The following is a 15,265-nucleotide window of genomic DNA, read 5'->3' as shown; positions in this document are numbered from 1 at the left end:
GCATCGAGAAACGTCAACATAGAGGCATGTCGAAACAAGAGCTTGAGGTGATCGGCCAGGAGGGTGCCGCCGTCTGCTGCCAGGGCCTCGCCGCCGCGCCGCTGGACGACGAACGCGCCGCCGAGCTGGCGAAGGTCTTCAAGGCGCTCGGCGACCCGGTGCGCCTGCGCCTGCTGTCCATGATCGCCTCGCGGGAGGGCGGGGAGGTCTGCGTGTGCGAGATGACGCCGGCCTTCGACCTGTCCCAGCCGACGATCTCCCACCACCTCAAGCTGCTCCGCCAGGCCGGTCTCGTCGACTGCGAGCGCAGGGGGACGTGGGTGTACTACTGGGCGCTGCCCGGCGCCCTGGACCAGCTCGCCGGGTTCCTGACGCCGCGGACCTCCGGGGTGACGGCGTGACCGCGTCCCTCGGCCGTCGTGTCGCGGCCGAGGCGGTGGGGACCGGGCTGCTGGTGGCCGTGGTCGTAGGCTCCGGCATCCAGGCGACCGGGCTCTCCCACGACGTCGGCGTGCGACTGCTGGCCAACTCGCTGGCCACCGTCTTCGGCCTGGGCGTGCTGATCACGCTGCTCGGGCCCGTCTCCGGCGCGCACTTCAACCCCGTCGTCACCCTGGCCGCCTGGTCCACCGGCCGCCGCACCGGCGCCGGGCCGAGCCTGCGGGAGGTCGCCGCGTACGTCCCCGCGCAGGTTGCCGGGGCGATCGGTGGTGCGGTGCTGGCCGACGCCATGTTCGGCGAACCGCTGGTGAAGTTCTCCACCCACGACCGGTCCGCCGGCCATCTGTGGCTGGGGGAGGTCGTCGCCACGGGCGGGCTGATCCTGCTCGTGTCCGGCCTGGAGCGCGTCGGCCGCGCCTCCCTGGCCCCGCCGGCCGTGGCCTGCTACATCGGTGCCGCCTACTGGTTCACCTCCTCCACCTCCTTCGCGAATCCCGCCGTCACCGTCGGCCGCGCCTTCACCGACACCTTCGCCGGGATCGCCCCCACCTCCGTCGCCCCGTTCATCACGGCACAAGTGCTCGGCGCAGCACTGGGACTGGCTGCCGTGGCGGTCGTGTACGGACGTCCCGCCCGCGTGGCGGACGACGTCGTCGTGCCGCACGGCGAGCCCGAACTCACTTCCTCCTGACCGCCCTCCGCCCGCAAGGACACCTGCGATGACCACCGCCGCCACCCCGCGCCCCTCCGTGCTGTTCGTGTGCGTCCACAACGCCGGCCGTTCCCAGATGGGCGCCGCCTTCCTCACCCACCTCGCCGGTGATGCCGTGGAGGTCCGCTCGGCAGGTTCCGCACCCGCCGACGCGGTCAATCCGGCGGTGGTGGAGGCCATGAGAGAGGTCGGCGTCGACATCTCCGCCGAAACACCGAAGATCCTCACTGTCGAGGCGGTACGGTCCTCCGACGTGGTGATCACGATGGGCTGCGGGGACGCCTGCCCCGTCTTCCCGGGCAAGCGGTACCTGGACTGGCGGCTCGAAGATCCGGCGGGCCAGGGTGTGGACGGCGTGCGGCCGATCCGGGACGAGATCGAGCAGCGGGTGCGCGGCCTGCTGGCCGAGCTGGGTGTTCCGGCGGCATGAGCCGGCCGTCCACCACCAGGCTGGACGTCGGCCTCTGCGCCTCCTTCGACGCGGTGGACATCGCGGGCACGGTCGTACTGGTCCACCGTCATCTGCCCGTCATCGCCTTCAGCAGCGCCGCACTCGAACCCGGCTCTCCGGTACGGGAGTTCGTCCCTCCCCCGCCTTGGGCGGGGCCGTCGGCCGATGCCGGGTTCCGGCTGCTGGAGCCCGCGGAGCCGGACGCGCCCATCGAGCGGGTCGATCCGAGCGCGCTGCCGGAGGCCGAGCTGAAGGCGGTCCGCCACTGGCGCCCGCAGACGCTGGGCGAGCTGATGTTCAACTGGTGGGACTGAGGCCTACGACGCCTCGGTTCACCGACCCGCCCTCACCGCCTCAGGCCACCACCAGCCCCGTGTCTCCCGCCCCATAGGCCCGCAGGAACGCCGCCACTCCGCCCCTGATCAGGCGGCTACGCCGTCGCGGCGACCCTCCTGTCCCTGGCGGCCCTCCCGGCGCAGGCGATGATCGGCAGATCTGTTCCGGCCGTCGTACCGCGTCGGAACGCAACCCGCAGGTCAGATGATGGGGGCAGCCGAGCGGGTGGAACAGATCCGCCCATCGCCCACTGCCCGCCGAGGTCAGCCCGCGTTGAGGTCCGCCAGGGGCAGGGTGTGGCGGGTGTGGACGACCTTCGCGCGCAGGTAGCGGACGTTGTGGGCCGTGGTGAAGACGCCGGTCGGCACCCGGTCCCGGACCACGACGCCCAGCGCGCGCAACTGCTCGGCCTTGTCGGGATTGTTGGACAGCAGGTCCAGCTCCCCGATGCCGAGGGCGGCGAGCATCTGCGCGGCGGCCGTGTAGTCGCGGGCGTCCTCCGGCAGGCCGAGCGCGGCGTTCGCCTCGTAGGTGTCGAGGCCCTGGTCCTGGAGGGCGTACGCGTCGAGCTTGTTGTAGAGACCGATGCCGCGGCCCTCCTGCCGGAGGTAGAGCAGGACGCCGCCGCGGTCGGCGATGCGCTCGACCGCCTCGCGCAGCTGGGGTCCGCAGTCGCAGCGGGCGGAGCCGAAGACGTCGCCGGTCAGGCACTCGGAGTGCAGGCGCACCAGCGGGACGGTGCCGGGGGCGGGGTCGCCGAGGACCACGGCGACGTGCTCCTGGCCGTCGGCCAGGCCGTGGAAGGTGACGAGTTCGGCGTCGACGCTGTAGCCGTCGTGGAAGCGCAGCGGAACCCGGACGCGGGCGCGCGGCGTGGCGGCGGGGGTGTCGGGCATGCGGGTCCCTCCGGAGGCTGTTGCTTCATATTTGAAGCAGCGTACTCGGGGGACCCTACCTCATGCTTCAAACTTAAAGCAATCAATCGTCGGAGGAGGAACACGAGGAACGCCGCCGCCAGGGCACGTCCTCCGCTCCGCACTCGGCGCCGTCGCCCTGCAGGCCGCCCGCGATCCCGGTGCAGATCTCCTCCAGCTGCCCCACCTGTTCCGGCGTGAGCCGGTCGAACAGGACGGCGCGCACGGTCTCGACGTGGCCCGGTGCCGTACGCTCCAAGGCGGCCATCCCCTCGTCCGTCAGCACGGCGATGCTGCTGCGTTTGTCCCAGCGGCAGTCGTCCCGGCGCACCAGCCCGTCCCGCTCGAGGCGGGTCACCGCATAGGTCAGCCGACTGCGCGTGATCTTCAGCGACTCGGCGAGGTCGGTCATCCGCAGCCGCCGGTCGGGCGCGTCGGACAGGTTGGCCAGCACGGAGTAGAACAGATGCGGCATGCCGGCGTCCTGCTGGAGCTGTCGGTCGATCGCGTCCTCCAGGAGGTGCGTCGCGGCGAGATAGGCGCGCCAGGCGCGCTGCTCCTCGGGGGTGAGCCAGCGGGTCGTCATGCCGCCAGTGTAAGTTTGTTTCAAACTTGAACCAAGATCGACCTTGAACCGAACCTCGCCTCGCAGGAGACCGCGCCGATGACGTACCCGTACGTGCTGCTGTCCGCCGCCGTCTCCCTCGACGGCTACCTCGACGACACCAGCCCCGACCGGCTCCTGCTGTCCAGCCCGGCCGACTTCGACCGGGTCGACGCGGTACGGGCCTCCGTCGACGCCATCCTGATCGGCGCCGGCACGATCCGCGCCGACAACCCGCGGCTGCTGGTCAACTCCGCCGAGCGCCGCGCCGCCCGCGTCCGGGCGGGCAAGCCGGAGTACCCGCTCAAGGTGACCGTCACCGCCACCGGCGACCTCGACCCCGACGCCAACTTCTGGCACACCGGCGGCGACAAGCTCGTCTACACGACCGACCAGGGCGCCGAGCGGGCGGTCCGCCGCGTCGGCGACACCGCCGACGTCGTCCCGCTCGGCCCTGGCCTCGACTGGCGGGCCCTGCTGTCCCACCTGCACGACGTGCGCGGAGTCGGACGGCTCATGGTCGAGGGCGGCGGCACGGTGCACACCCAACTGCTGCAGCTGGGTCTCGCCGACGAGCTCCAGCTCGTCCTCGCGCCGCTGTTCGTCGGCGACCCGGCCGCGCCCCGCCTGTTCGGCCCCGGCGGCTACCAGGCCGGCCGGCTGCGCCTGACCGAGACCCGCCGGATCGAGGACGTGGTCCTCATGCGCTACGAGCCCACCGCCCCCGGCACCGGGCCGGCCGCCACCGCCGCCGACCGGCACTGGCTGCGCACCGCCTGTGAACTCGCCGCGCTGTGCCCGCCCTCGGAGACGGCGTTCAGCGTCGGCGCGGTGGTGGTCGCAGCCGACGGTACGGAGCTGGCTCGCGGCCACTCCCGGGAGGGCGAGGATCCCGTGGTCCATGCGGAGGAGGCCGCCCTGGCGAAGGTCGACCCGGCGGATCCCCGGCTGGCCGGTGCCACGGTGTACAGCAGCCTGGAGCCGTGTGCCCGGCGCGCCTCGCGGCCCGCGCCCTGTGCCGAGCTGATCCTTCGGGCGGGGGTACGGCGGGTGGTCACGGCGTGGCAGGAGCCCGACACATTCGTAGCGGGAGCCGACGGTACGGGGGTGCTGGTCAAGGGGGGTGGGGAGGTCGTCGCACTGCCCGAGCTGGAGGAACTCGCCAAGGCGCCGAACCGGCATCTGCTGGGCTGAGCCCGCACACACTCAGGGCCCGGAATCCTTGGGATTCCGGGCCCTGAGCCTTCAGTAGCGGGGACAGGATTTGAACCTGCGACCTCTGGGTTATGAGCCCAGCGAGCTACCGAGCTGCTCCACCCCGCGTCGTTGTGTCTCTACTGTACACCACACGCTCACCCCCTCGGCGCCACACCGCCCGCGCCCCCTCGCCGGCCCGTGGTCACGGTGATCGGCTTCACGGACGGTGACCGGACGACCGCCCTCCGCATAACATCTGAGACACCGTCAAAAATGCCGACACTCATGTACGGTGGTCAACTCACCCGATTTGCAGGGATCCTGACCGGTAAGTCCACGGCCGAAAACCTTAATGATCAAGCCGAACGGCTTGGAAAGTGGCTGTCGGGTCTATTAACGTTCGATAACGCAGCGCGGTCGTCCCAGCCGTCACAAGAGGCGGCTCCGTGCGCACGCGCCGAATCCCGCAAGGGAGCCGGGGAACCACCACCTTGGGGTGAATCGCGCGAATGCCGCAGTTGGTATACGCGCGTAGGAGACCTTCCTGCTCCGAACCCGTCAGCTAACCCGGTAGGCGGAGGAAGGAAAGGAGCACGCCCGCGTGGCGTCCAACCGGCCCGTCCCAGAAGCCCCGTTCATGCCCCCGCAAGCCCAGCCGGAGACCTTCGGCTACGGCGCCTACCGCGCCGAGGAGGGGCCCTGGGAGGAGTGGAATCCCACCGAGGACTCCGTCGCCCCGCTCCGCGGCCGGCACCGCGTCGCCAAACAGCGCGGCGGTTTCGCGCGCAGCTCCACCGTCCTCGGCGTCGGCGTGATGGCCGCGGTCGGCGCGGGCGGCATGGCCAGCGCGAACACCGGCAAGCCGCCGGTCTCCATCTCCCTGCCGGACCTGGACTCCGTCGAGCACATCTTCGGCGCCGGCTCCTCCGACGCGCACCAGGCCACCACCGGCCTCAGCAAGGTGGGCGTGAGCACGGACAGCGCCGACAGCGGCAACGCCGGCGAGGCCCTGCGCAACCGGATCATGGCCCAGGCCGAGCAGCAGAAGGGCCAGGCCGCCAGCAAGGCCACCGTCGCCGCGATCGCCGCCGCCGACCAGCAGACCGCCGACGCGGCCGCCAAGGCGGAGAAGGCGGCCGCCGCCAAGGCCGCCGCCGCCAAGCAGCAGGCGGAGGCCGACGCCGAGAAGGCCGCCGAGGCCAAGCGGCTCGCCGAGCTGGCCAAGCAGTACACGCTGCCGGTCGTCTCGTACACGATCACCGGCACCTTCGGGCAGCCCGGCGCGATGTGGTCCTCCGGCTACCACACCGGCCTCGACTTCGCCGCCCCCACCGGCACCCTCATCAAGGCCGTCCACAGCGGAACGGTCACTGAGGCGGGCTGGGCCGGCGCCTACGGCTACCGCACCGTCATCACCCTGGACGACGGCACCGAGCTGTGGTTCTGCCACCAGTCCTCGATCAACGTCTCCGTCGGCCAGAAGGTCTCCACCGGCCAGGTCATCGGCCGGGTCGGCGCCACCGGCAACGTCACCGGCCCGCACCTGCACCTGGAGGTCCACCCGAACGGCCAGGCCACCGCCATCGACCCGGCGCCCTGGCTGCGCGATAAGGGCCTCACCCCCTGACAGCCGTCTGTCCGTGGGACTTTGCACCGGCGGCGGAATGCGATCATCTGTCGCCGGTGTTGATGCAGAGCATGACTTCTCTGCGCACACTCGGCTCCTCCGACCTCGAGGTCTTCCCGCTCTGCCTCGGCGGCAACGTCTTCGGCTGGACCGCCGACGAGGAGACCTCCTTCGCCGTCCTCGACGCCTACACGGCGGCCGGGGGCAACTTCATCGACACCGCCGACTCGTACTCGGCCTGGATCGAGGGCCACAAGGGCGGCGAGTCCGAGACGGTCATCGGCAAGTGGGTCAAGTCCCGCGGCAACCGTGACCGCGTCGTCATCGCGACCAAGGTCAGCCAGCACCCCGAGTTCCAGGGGCTGTCCGCCGCCAACATCAAGGCCGCCGCCGACGCCTCCCTGCGCCGCCTGGACACCGACTACATCGACCTCTACTACACCCACTTCGACAAGCCCGAGATCCCGGTCGAGGAGATCATCGGCGCGCTGGACGAGCTGGTGAAGGCGGGCAAGGTCCGCCACATCGCCGCCTCCAACATCAGCCCCGAGCGCCTGAAGGCCTCGCTCGACTTCTCCGACCGCGAGGGCCTGGCCCGCTATGTCGCCCTCCAGCCGCACTACAACCTCGTCTCCCGCGACACCTACGAGGGCCCGCTGCAGGACCTGGCCGCCAAGGAGGGCCTGTCCTCCGTGCCCTACTTCTCCCTCGCCGCGGGCTTCCTGACCGGCAAGTACCGCCCCGGCAGCAAGGTCGACAGCGCCCGTGCGGGCCGCGCCCAGGAGTACGCCGAGTCCGAGCGCGGCCAGAAGGTCCTCGCGGCGCTCGACGAGATCGCCGCCGCCCACGACGCCCCCGTCGCCACGGTCGCCCTCGCCTGGCTCGCGGCCCAGCCGACGATCACCGCCCCGATCGCCTCGGCCCGCACACTGGACCAGCTCCCGGCCCTGCTGGGCGTGGTGGACCTGAAGCTGACGGACGAGGAAGTGGCGAGCCTGACGAAGGCGTCGGCCTGACCTTTCCGGTGACTTCTCCGGCCGACAGCTGACCTCTTTCCGCCGCGACGGCCCTCAGCCACGACGGCGGATTCCGGCGGTGCCGAACCCTCCGCCACCCGACCGGCTAGTACTGGTACGGGTTGTAAGCGGAGTAGGGCACCGCCGGATAGCCGTAACCCGGCCCATACGCCGTAGGCGCCGGCACGGGCGCCGCGTACATCGGCCGAACCTGCGGAGCAACTCGCGCGGCGTACTCCAACGCCGGCCGGGCCGCGTCCCTCCGCTGCCACAGCTCGTCCAGCAGCTCCCGCTCCCGTACGACGAAGTCGGCCCCTGCCTTCCCCTTGCGTCCCCGGTGCCGCAGGAAGGCGAGCGAGGTGGCGTACGCCTCGTACTGGGCCACCGCCCGCGCCGCCGGCCGGCCGCCGTGGTGCCGGGCGTAGTCACGGGCCGTCCGCCGCGCCCGCATCGACCCGAGCGCGAGCGGCTCGGCCGGCCCCAGCCACCCGGCCAGCACATACGCCGGCAGCTCCGCCCGCACGGTCCGCAGCTCCCGCTGCCGGGTCCAGATCGCGAGCCAGGTCAGCAGCCCGAACACGGGCACCATGAATCCGCCGTAGACGGCGAAGAACCCGAACTCGCCGAAGGTGGAGGAGCCGTTCCAGAAGGCGTGCATGCTCATCGCGAGCAGCAGACCGCCGAGCGGCAGCAGCACCCGCCGGGCGCGCTGCCGCTCGGCGGAGAACGCGGCGAAGCCGAAGCCGAGGCCGGTGAGGGTGGTGAACAGGGGGTGCGCGAACGGGGACATCACGATGCGCACGAAGAAGGTGGCGGCGGTGACGGAGGCGATGCCGGGGCCACCGCTGACCTGGTCGGCGCCGAAGGCCGTACCCAGGTAGAGGATGTTCTCGGTGAACGCGAACCCGGTGGCGGTGATGCCCGCTATCACCACCCCGTCGACGACACCGGTGAAGTCACGTCTGCGGAAGAGAAAGACGAGCAGGACGGCGGCGGCCTTGGCGGACTCCTCCACGATGGGCGCGATCACGGTGGCGCCCAGGGTGTCGGCACCGGCCGGATCGGCGGTGGCGGTGGCTATCCACTTGGTCGCGAAGCTGTTGGCGACGATGGCTATCAGCGCCGCCGCGCACGCCCCCCAGGCGAAGGCGAAGACCAGGTTCCGCCAGGGCCCCGGCTCCACCCGGTCCAGCCACCGGAAGGCGGCTATCAGCCAGGGCACGGGCAGCACGGCGAGACCGAGCCCGACGAGGAACCCCTCGGTGCCGGTCTGCCTGCGTACCAGCGCGAGGATGACGAGACCGGACAGCGCGAGCAGTGTGATCAGTGCTCCGTACCGCACCCACCTGCGCTGCCACCAGTGCGGATGGCGGAGCAGCACGGGGCCGTGCGGGCCCGGGGGATACGTCGGAAACGGAGGACTGGTGGCCACGGCATCGACCCTAACGGTGTCGGGACGCGGGGCTGGAGCGGTTTACCGGCCCGGATGCGGTACGCGACGGAAGAGCAGATCGTTCACCACATGTCCCTTGTCCAGTCCCTGCCCCTCGAAACGGGTCAGCGGCCGGAACTCGGGGCGCGTGGCGAAACCGCCGCCCGCCTGCGTGTTCTCGAAGTCGGGATGGGCGCTGAGCACCTCGAGCATCTGCTCGGCGTACGGCTCCCAGTCGGTCGCGCAGTGCACGATCGCTCCGGGCTTCAGCCGGGTCGCGGCGAGCGTCAGGAACTCGGGCTGGATGAGCCGCCGCTTGTGGTGCCGCTTCTTGGGCCAGGGGTCCGGGAAGTAGACCCGCAGCCCGTCGAGCGAGTCGGGGGTGAGCATCTCGCGGAGCAGGATGATCGCGTCGCCGTTGCCCACGCGGACGTGGGACAGCCCGTTCCGGTCGGCGAGAGCCAGCAGATTGCCCTGGCCCGGGGTGTGCACGTCGACGGCGAGGATGTTGGTGTCCGGGTCGGCGGCGGCCATCTGCGCGGTGGCCTCGCCCATCCCGAACCCGATCTCCAGGACGACGGGCCGGTCGTTCCCGAACAGCTCGCCGAGGTCGATGACCTGCTGCCCGTCGATGTCCAGCCCCCACTTGGGCCACAGCCGCTGCAGGGCGTCCGCCTGCCCGGCGGTCACCCGGCTGCGCCGCGGCTGGAAACTCCGGATCCGCCGCTCGAAGTGCGACCCGGCGGGATCGGCCTTGGGACCGTCCGGAAAGCGTGGCTCCCCCTTGGCCCGGGTGTGCCGGACGGACACGCCGGGGGTGTGGGTGGCCGGCGAGGGGGCTTCGGGGGCGTTGAGGAAGTCAGACACAGTAGGACAGATTTTACGGCCCGGCACTGACGAACGGACCGGCGCCCGGGACGGCCACTACAGCGAACCGAGCATGTCCAGCACCCGGCGCCCCACCTCCCGCCCGATCGGCAGGGAAGCGGTCGCCGCGGGCGAGGGCGCGTTCAGCACATGCACGGCACGAGCCCCCTCCTTGATCAAGAAGTCGTCCACCAGCGTCCCGTCCCGCAGCACCGCCTGCGCCCGCACCCCGGCAGGGGCCCGCACCAGGTCGTCCGACTCCGCTCCGGGCAGCAGTCTGCGCACCGCCTCCAGGAACGCCCCCTTGGACAGCGAGCGGTGCAGTTCCCCCGCGCCGTATCTCCAGTGCCGCCGGGCGATCGCCCACGACCCCGGCCACGCCATGGTCCCGGCCAGCTCCCGGGGGCGTACGACCCCCCAGCCGTACCCCTCCCGGGCCAGGGCCGGCACCGCGTTGGGGCCGATGTGCACGCCTCCGTCGATGCCCCGGGTGAGATGGACCCCGAGGAAGGGGAAGGCCGGATCCGGCACCGGATACACCAGCCCGCGCACCAGCTCCGGCCGCGCCAGCTCGTAGTACTCCCCGCGGAACGGCACGATCCGCACCTCGGGCTCGTCCCCGGTCAGCCGCGCCAGCTCGTCGCAGTACAGCCCGGCGCAGTTCACCAGCACGCGCGCGCGTACGACGTCTCCGCCCGAGGTGAGCACGGCCACGCCCCGCTCCGGCCGCCGGTCCACCCGTACGACCCGCGCCCCGTACCGGATCTCCGCGCCCGAGCCCCGCGCCAGCTGCCGGGCGACCCCCACGAAGTCGCACACCCCGGTGGTGCCGACGTGTATCGCCGCCAGCCCGCGCACCTCGGGCTCGTACTCACCGATCTGGGCGGATCCCAGCTCCCGCACCGGAATGCCGTTCTCCCGGCCGCGCTGCACGAGCGCGTGCAGCCGGGGCAGCTCCTCCCGGTCCGTGGCGACGATCAGCTTGCCGGTGACGGCGTGCGCGATGCCGTACTCGGCGCAGAACTTCACCATCTCGGCGGCGCCCCGCACCGCGTACCTCGCCTTGAGGGAGCCCGGCCGGTAGTAGATCCCGCTGTGGATGACCCCGCTGTTGCGCCCCGTCTGGTGCCGGGCCGGCCCCGGCTCCTTCTCCAGCACGGTGACCGCCGTACCCGGCGCGGCCCGCGTGATCGCGTACGCCGTGGACAGCCCGACGATCCCCCCGCCGACCACGAGCACATCACAGTCGTACGCCCCGACCGGCACCTGCACCACCTCCCACCTCGATAGTGCACTGCGCCACTGACAACGCCTTCAAACGCGGCCGGTGCGGGTTCTCAGGCCGGGGCCATCAGCAGCGGGCGAGCCCGCTCCCGCAGCTCCACCACCCTCGGCTCGTCCCCGTACGGCTCCAGCCGGTGCAGGAGGTCCTTCACATACTCGGTCGTGCGCGCCGACGAGATCCGACCGGCCACCTCCACGGCCCGCACTCCCTGCTCGCAGGCGGCGTCGAGGTTCCCGGACTCCAGCTCGGCGACGGCCGAGACGACCAGCCGCAGCCCGTGCGACCGCACGAACTCCTCGGTCGGCTTGGACAGGGCCTGTTCCGTGAACCTCCGCACCTGCCGCGGGGCCTTCAGATCCCGGTAGCACTCGGCCGCATCAGCAGCGAAACGGTCATATCCATAGAAACCAAGCCAAGAAGGATCGTTGTCGCCCTCCCGCGACCGCTCCAGCCAACCCTCCGCCGCCTTCAACGCCGCACCCGCCGCCTGCGCATCCCCCGCACGCGCGTGTGCCCGCGCCTCCACCAGCCGGAAGAAACTCATCGTGCGCGCGGTCGCCAGCCCGCGGTTGCGCTCCAGCGCGGCTTGCGCCAGATCGACCCCCTCGTCACCGAACCCGCGATAGGTCGCCTGCAGCGACATCGAGGCCAGGACATAGCCCCCCAGCGGGACGTCCGCCGCCGCGCGCGCGAGCCGCAGCGCCTGGATGTAGTACCGCTGCGCGGCCTCCTGCTGGCCGGTGTCGAAGGCCATCCACCCGGCGAGCCGGGTGAGTTCGGCGGACGCCCCGAAGAGCGCGCGGCCCACTTCGTCGGAGTAGGCGCCGAGCAGCAGCGGCGCCGCCTCCACCCGCAGGCACTCCGGCACCATCGAGGAACGCCAGTCCCCGCCCCCGTACTTGGAGTCCCAGCGCCGGGCGTCCTCGGCGGCCTCCCGCAGCTTCTGCACATCGCTGTGGCCGACTTTGATCGGTGCGCCGGAGCCCTCGGCGGAGCCCGCCTCCCGCGCGACCGAGCTGTCGGCGGGGGTTATCAGCCAGCGTGAGGCGGGCGTTGCGTATGCGCTCACTGCGAACGATCCGGCGAGCGACTGCCAGATGCCGCCGGAGCCGGCCCGGCGCCCGGCGAGGTCGAGACGGTACAGCTCCGTCGCCGACTTCACCGCCTGTCCGACGTCTCTGGGGAAGGCGAGGCCCACTTCGGGCGCCGGATCCGCGTCCGCCAGGCCGATCTCGTGGAGCGGCACCGGACGGCCGAGCTTCTGGCCGATGGCGGCCGCGATGAGGTGCGGCGCCGCGCCCTGCGGCACCATCCCCTTCGACACCCAGCGCGCCACGGAGGTCTTGTCGTAGCGAAGAGTCAACCCGCGCTGCGCCCCAAGGTCGTTGACGCGCCTGGCGAGTCCTGCGTTGCTGATTCCCGCGAGGGCGAGAACGGCGCCGAGCTTTTCGTTCGGCCCGCGTTGCTCCCTGGACATGCGCCACCCCTCGACACAGACGGCTGCCGCGCTGGCATAACCATGCGGCATTCGTAAACCCAGCGTAGTTCGCCGCATCCCAAGCGTTAAGGGGCATTCTTCCGGATGGCGGGATTGTGGTCCGTACGGAAGTGCGGCCCTGTACGCACCGTGCACGGCCAGTCGCCTCGTGCCCCCGCCCGTGTGGCCGTGCGCCCGTCCGTGCGCTCTTCTCCGGCCACCGGGGGAGCGGTTCCATGGCTCTTGCGTGGGTCGGCCCGCTGTACTGGATCCAGTGGGCTGGGGGACACCGCCACCTTCATCCCCGCGGGTGGCGGACCGGTCCGGGAGGCGATGCCCGCCTCCCGGACTGTGCGCATGTCCGCGCTGCCGCGCTTTCCGCAGGCCTGTACGGAGCGTGCTCAAATCCAACTTCGCTCAGCGTATTTGGCTGAAAATCGCCCCCGCCTGTCGCGGTTGACATGGGCTCCGACCATGCAACTTGAGGGCGTGAAGGGCGTTTTGGGGGAGCGTGCAGGGGGCGCATTCGAGTCGCACCGCCCGCAGGCCCGCCGGGCATTTCCCTCGATCGAAGCCGGTGCCGCTGACCTTCCACCACGCGCCTCTCATGGCAGCATGGGGATCCGGTTCGTACGGTGCACTGTTGTCCACAGCCTGTGGAGGCGTCGATGCGGTGGTTGGTGGGTTGGAGCAGCACCGCCGCGGGTATCGCCGCGATCGGCTCCGCGGGCGCCACCGGTTACGACGGCGAGACCCTGCACCCGGTCGGCTCCCAACTCCTGTGGGGCGACCCGGATCCGCTGTGGGCCGTCGGCGACTGGCGCCCGGACGAGGTGCGCGTGGTGAAGGCCGACGCGGACAACCGCATCGCGGTCCTCGGCATCTGCGGCGCCTCCGACGAGGAGCTGCGGCGCGGCCTGTTCACCGCGCGCGGGGGCGCACTGCGCCATCTGACCGCCTGGCCCGGCAGCTACACGGCCGTCGTCAAGGTCGGCCGCCGCATCACCGTCTGCGGCGATCTCGCGGGCGCCCGCCCGGTGTTCCACACCCCCTGGGCCGGCGGCACCGCCTACGCCACCGCCGCGCTGCCCCTCGCCGACCTCATCGAGGCCAACCTCGACTTCGGCCACCTGGCCGCCCTGCTCGCCGCCCCGGACGTACCGGCGGCGCTGCGCGACACCACCCCGTACGAGGGCGTACGGCGCGTTCCGCCGGGACACGCGCTCGTGCTGCGCGCGGGGGCGCGCGAGATTGCCGGGTACGAGCCGGTCGCCTCCCTCGCCGTGGCCGCGGCCCCGGCCGACCCCGACCGCGCCGTGGACGCCGTACGGGACGCCCTGGTGGAGGCGGTACGCGCGCGGTTGGCGGCCCCGCGGCACGTGCCCGACCTCGACCCCGGCCCGGTCCCCGGCATGGGTCCGGCCGAGCGGCGGGCCCGGCGCGGGATGCCCGTGCCCGGCATCGGCGCCGACCTCTCCGGCGGCCCCGCCTCCGGCACCCTGGCGCTCCTTGCCGCAGGCCTGCCCGGCAGACCCGGCACGCTGCTCGGCCATGGCACGGGCGCGGGCGAACGGCTTCTCGCCGTCACCTTCAACGACCTGGCCGTGGGCGGCCGCGAGGCCGAACTGGAGCGCGCCGGCGCCCTGGCCGCCAATCCGCGCCTGCACCACGTCGTCGTGACCGGCGCCGAGGAGACCCTGCCCTACGCCGAGCTCGACGGCCCCCTCACCGACGAACCCGGCCCCTCGCTGGTCACCGCCGCCCGGCACCGCGCCCGCCTCGCCGCCGGCAGCGCCGACCACTTCACCGGCCACGGTGCCCGCCAGGTCCTGGACGCCCACCCCGCCCGCCTCGCCGACCTCCTGATGGACCGCAAACGGCGCCACCTCGTCCGGCCCGTCGCCGCGCTCGCCAGGGCCGACGGTTCGGTGATGGTCCCCGCGCGCGTGTACGGCGCCGCCCGCCGGCTCGCCCGTACGCCCTACCGGGCCGGCCTCGAGGTGCTGGCCGAGCGGCTGATGCGGCGCCGCTTCGACGAGCCCGGGGGAGCGGTCGGCGCGTCCCTCGCCGCGCTGACCTGGGCAAGACCCGGGCCGGCGGCCCGCTGGCTGACCGGAGAGGCCCTGGCCGAAGTATCGGTTCTGCTGCAGGCGGAGGCCGACCGTTCGGCAACCGGCGCCCAGCGCCCCGGCGACTACCGCGCGCGTGCCGCCCTCGCCCGCCACGCCGCCGACCTGCGCGTCCTGGAACAGGCCGCCGAGATCCGCTCCCAGCGCCTGCACGCGCCGTTCCTCGACAACCAGGTCGTCCGCGCCTGCCGCGCCCTCCCCGAGGCCCTGCGCGTCCAACCGGGCGCCCGCTCCTCGATCCTCCGTACGGTCCTGGAGGGCGCCGGCGTCACCGACCTCCCGCCCGGCTGGGGCGCCCCCTCCCACGCCTCCTCGGCGGCGGCCGCACGCACGGGCCTGCGGGTGGCGGCCGACCCCCTCCAGGACCTCTTCGCCACCCCTCTCCTGGCCGACGCCGGTCTGGTGGAGGCCCGCGTCATCCGCAAGGCCCTGCGCGACGCCGCCGCCGGCGACACCGTCCCCCTCGACGGCCTCGCCGACCTCGTCTCCCTCGAACTCTGGCTCCGCCGCCTCCTCTCCCGCCGGGGCACATGCTGGACGGGAACACCGGCACGCGCGCGTGCGGTGCCCTCCGGAATCCAGCCGAGAAGGGGCGCGCTGGCCTCCGGCGCGTGAAGGCCGGGTGTGCTGCCCTGCTGCCTTGCTGGGGGCTGCCTCCCCCAGGCACCCGGGCGGGGTGGCTCCCGCCGTACGCCGCCGCGGCCGGTGGGGGCTGGTCGCGCAGTTCCCCGCGCCCCTTACGGGGCGCACCCCAGGCGGCCCGCGTGGGCGCGGCGG

Annotated in this window: 14 protein-coding genes, 1 tRNA gene and 1 riboswitch; of the genes, 8 read left to right on the top strand and 7 right to left on the bottom strand. The window is 72.4% G+C overall.

The window, feature by feature from the left end; translation table 11 throughout:
- Nucleotides 1–26: 26 nt before the first annotated feature.
- From ACFYOH_RS08105 to ACFYOH_RS08090, 4 genes are read left to right on the top strand one after another with little or no spacing between them, the layout of a single operon-like run.
- Nucleotides 27–401 carry an ArsR/SmtB family transcription factor gene (locus ACFYOH_RS08105; protein ID WP_388622390.1) on the top strand — a complete coding sequence of 125 codons (375 nt, stop codon included), beginning with the start codon at nucleotides 27–29 and terminating at the stop codon, nucleotides 399–401.
- Nucleotides 398–1,132, top strand: coding sequence for an aquaporin (locus ACFYOH_RS08100; protein ID WP_388622388.1), 735 nt, complete (start codon nucleotides 398–400; stop codon nucleotides 1,130–1,132). Before ACFYOH_RS08105 ends, ACFYOH_RS08100 begins: the two co-directional genes overlap by 4 nt.
- Before the next feature lie 28 nt (nucleotides 1,133–1,160).
- Nucleotides 1,161–1,583: an arsenate reductase ArsC gene (locus ACFYOH_RS08095; protein ID WP_388622386.1), complete on the top strand. Its 423-nt coding sequence runs from the start codon at nucleotides 1,161–1,163 to the stop codon at nucleotides 1,581–1,583.
- Complete coding sequence (locus ACFYOH_RS08090) at nucleotides 1,580–1,918, top strand: hypothetical protein (RefSeq protein ID WP_388622384.1); 339 nt, start codon at nucleotides 1,580–1,582, stop codon at nucleotides 1,916–1,918. Before ACFYOH_RS08095 ends, ACFYOH_RS08090 begins: the two co-directional genes overlap by 4 nt.
- Before the next feature lie 285 nt (nucleotides 1,919–2,203).
- On the opposite strand, the gene ribA is transcribed toward ACFYOH_RS08090, so the two are convergent.
- On the bottom strand, nucleotides 2,204–2,836 hold the full coding sequence (gene ribA, locus ACFYOH_RS08085) for a GTP cyclohydrolase II (RefSeq protein WP_388622382.1): 633 nt from the start codon (nucleotides 2,834–2,836) through the stop codon (nucleotides 2,204–2,206).
- A gap of 82 nt (nucleotides 2,837–2,918) precedes the next feature.
- On the bottom strand, nucleotides 2,919–3,440 hold the full coding sequence (locus ACFYOH_RS08080) for a MarR family winged helix-turn-helix transcriptional regulator (RefSeq protein ID WP_388622380.1): 522 nt from the start codon (nucleotides 3,438–3,440) through the stop codon (nucleotides 2,919–2,921).
- Nucleotides 3,441–3,518: 78 nt separating this feature from the next.
- On the opposite strand from ACFYOH_RS08080, the gene ACFYOH_RS08075 reads away from it, so the two are divergent.
- Nucleotides 3,519–4,652 carry a dihydrofolate reductase family protein gene (locus tag ACFYOH_RS08075; protein WP_388622378.1) on the top strand — a complete coding sequence of 378 codons (1,134 nt, stop codon included), beginning with the start codon at nucleotides 3,519–3,521 and terminating at the stop codon, nucleotides 4,650–4,652.
- A 55-nt stretch (nucleotides 4,653–4,707) separates the two neighbouring features.
- Here ACFYOH_RS08075 and ACFYOH_RS08070 read toward each other — a convergent pair.
- Nucleotides 4,708–4,781 (bottom strand) — tRNA-Met (locus tag ACFYOH_RS08070).
- A gap of 319 nt (nucleotides 4,782–5,100) precedes the next feature.
- A riboswitch (cyclic di-AMP (ydaO/yuaA leader) is annotated at nucleotides 5,101–5,249 on the top strand.
- Nucleotides 5,250–5,256: 7 nt separating this feature from the next.
- Between ACFYOH_RS08070 and ACFYOH_RS08065 the strand changes: the two genes are divergently transcribed.
- Together ACFYOH_RS08065 and ACFYOH_RS08060 are read left to right on the top strand one after the other, a co-directional pair.
- Nucleotides 5,257–6,282 carry a M23 family metallopeptidase gene (locus ACFYOH_RS08065; RefSeq protein WP_388622376.1) on the top strand — a complete coding sequence of 342 codons (1,026 nt, stop codon included), beginning with the start codon at nucleotides 5,257–5,259 and terminating at the stop codon, nucleotides 6,280–6,282.
- Between the two features lie 71 nt (nucleotides 6,283–6,353).
- Nucleotides 6,354–7,298, top strand: coding sequence for an aldo/keto reductase (locus ACFYOH_RS08060; protein WP_388622374.1), 945 nt, complete (start codon nucleotides 6,354–6,356; stop codon nucleotides 7,296–7,298).
- Nucleotides 7,299–7,404: 106 nt separating this feature from the next.
- Here ACFYOH_RS08060 and ACFYOH_RS08055 read toward each other — a convergent pair whose 3' ends face one another.
- The 4 genes from ACFYOH_RS08055 to ACFYOH_RS08040 all read right to left on the bottom strand — a co-directional run bounded on the left by ACFYOH_RS08055 (nucleotide 7,405) and on the right by ACFYOH_RS08040 (nucleotide 12,359).
- Complete coding sequence (locus tag ACFYOH_RS08055; protein WP_388622372.1) at nucleotides 7,405–8,730, bottom strand: PrsW family intramembrane metalloprotease; 1,326 nt, start codon at nucleotides 8,728–8,730, stop codon at nucleotides 7,405–7,407.
- Between the two features lie 42 nt (nucleotides 8,731–8,772).
- A complete protein-coding gene (gene trmB, locus ACFYOH_RS08050; protein ID WP_388622370.1) occupies nucleotides 8,773–9,597 on the bottom strand; it encodes a tRNA (guanosine(46)-N7)-methyltransferase TrmB in 825 nt (274 codons plus the stop codon).
- A gap of 57 nt (nucleotides 9,598–9,654) precedes the next feature.
- Nucleotides 9,655–10,872 (bottom strand): L-2-hydroxyglutarate oxidase, encoded by a 1,218-nt coding sequence (lhgO, locus tag ACFYOH_RS08045; protein WP_388622369.1) that lies wholly within the window; start codon nucleotides 10,870–10,872, stop codon nucleotides 9,655–9,657.
- Between the two features lie 62 nt (nucleotides 10,873–10,934).
- Nucleotides 10,935–12,359 carry an MFS transporter gene (locus ACFYOH_RS08040; protein WP_388622368.1) on the bottom strand — a complete coding sequence of 475 codons (1,425 nt, stop codon included), beginning with the start codon at nucleotides 12,357–12,359 and terminating at the stop codon, nucleotides 10,935–10,937.
- A gap of 668 nt (nucleotides 12,360–13,027) precedes the next feature.
- On the opposite strand from ACFYOH_RS08040, the gene ACFYOH_RS08035 reads away from it, so the two are divergent.
- Nucleotides 13,028–15,103, top strand: a complete 2,076-nt coding sequence (locus ACFYOH_RS08035) for an asparagine synthase-related protein (RefSeq protein WP_388622366.1) — start codon at nucleotides 13,028–13,030, stop codon at nucleotides 15,101–15,103.
- The last annotated feature ends 162 nt before the right edge of the window (nucleotides 15,104–15,265 follow it).

The sequence above is a fragment of the Streptomyces sp. NPDC007856 genome (assembly GCF_042868225.1).
Classification (GTDB): Bacteria; Actinomycetota; Actinomycetes; order Streptomycetales; family Streptomycetaceae; genus Streptomyces.
The sequence above is the reverse complement of the archived record's forward strand: the minus strand, read 5'-3'. Positions and strand labels throughout refer to the sequence as shown.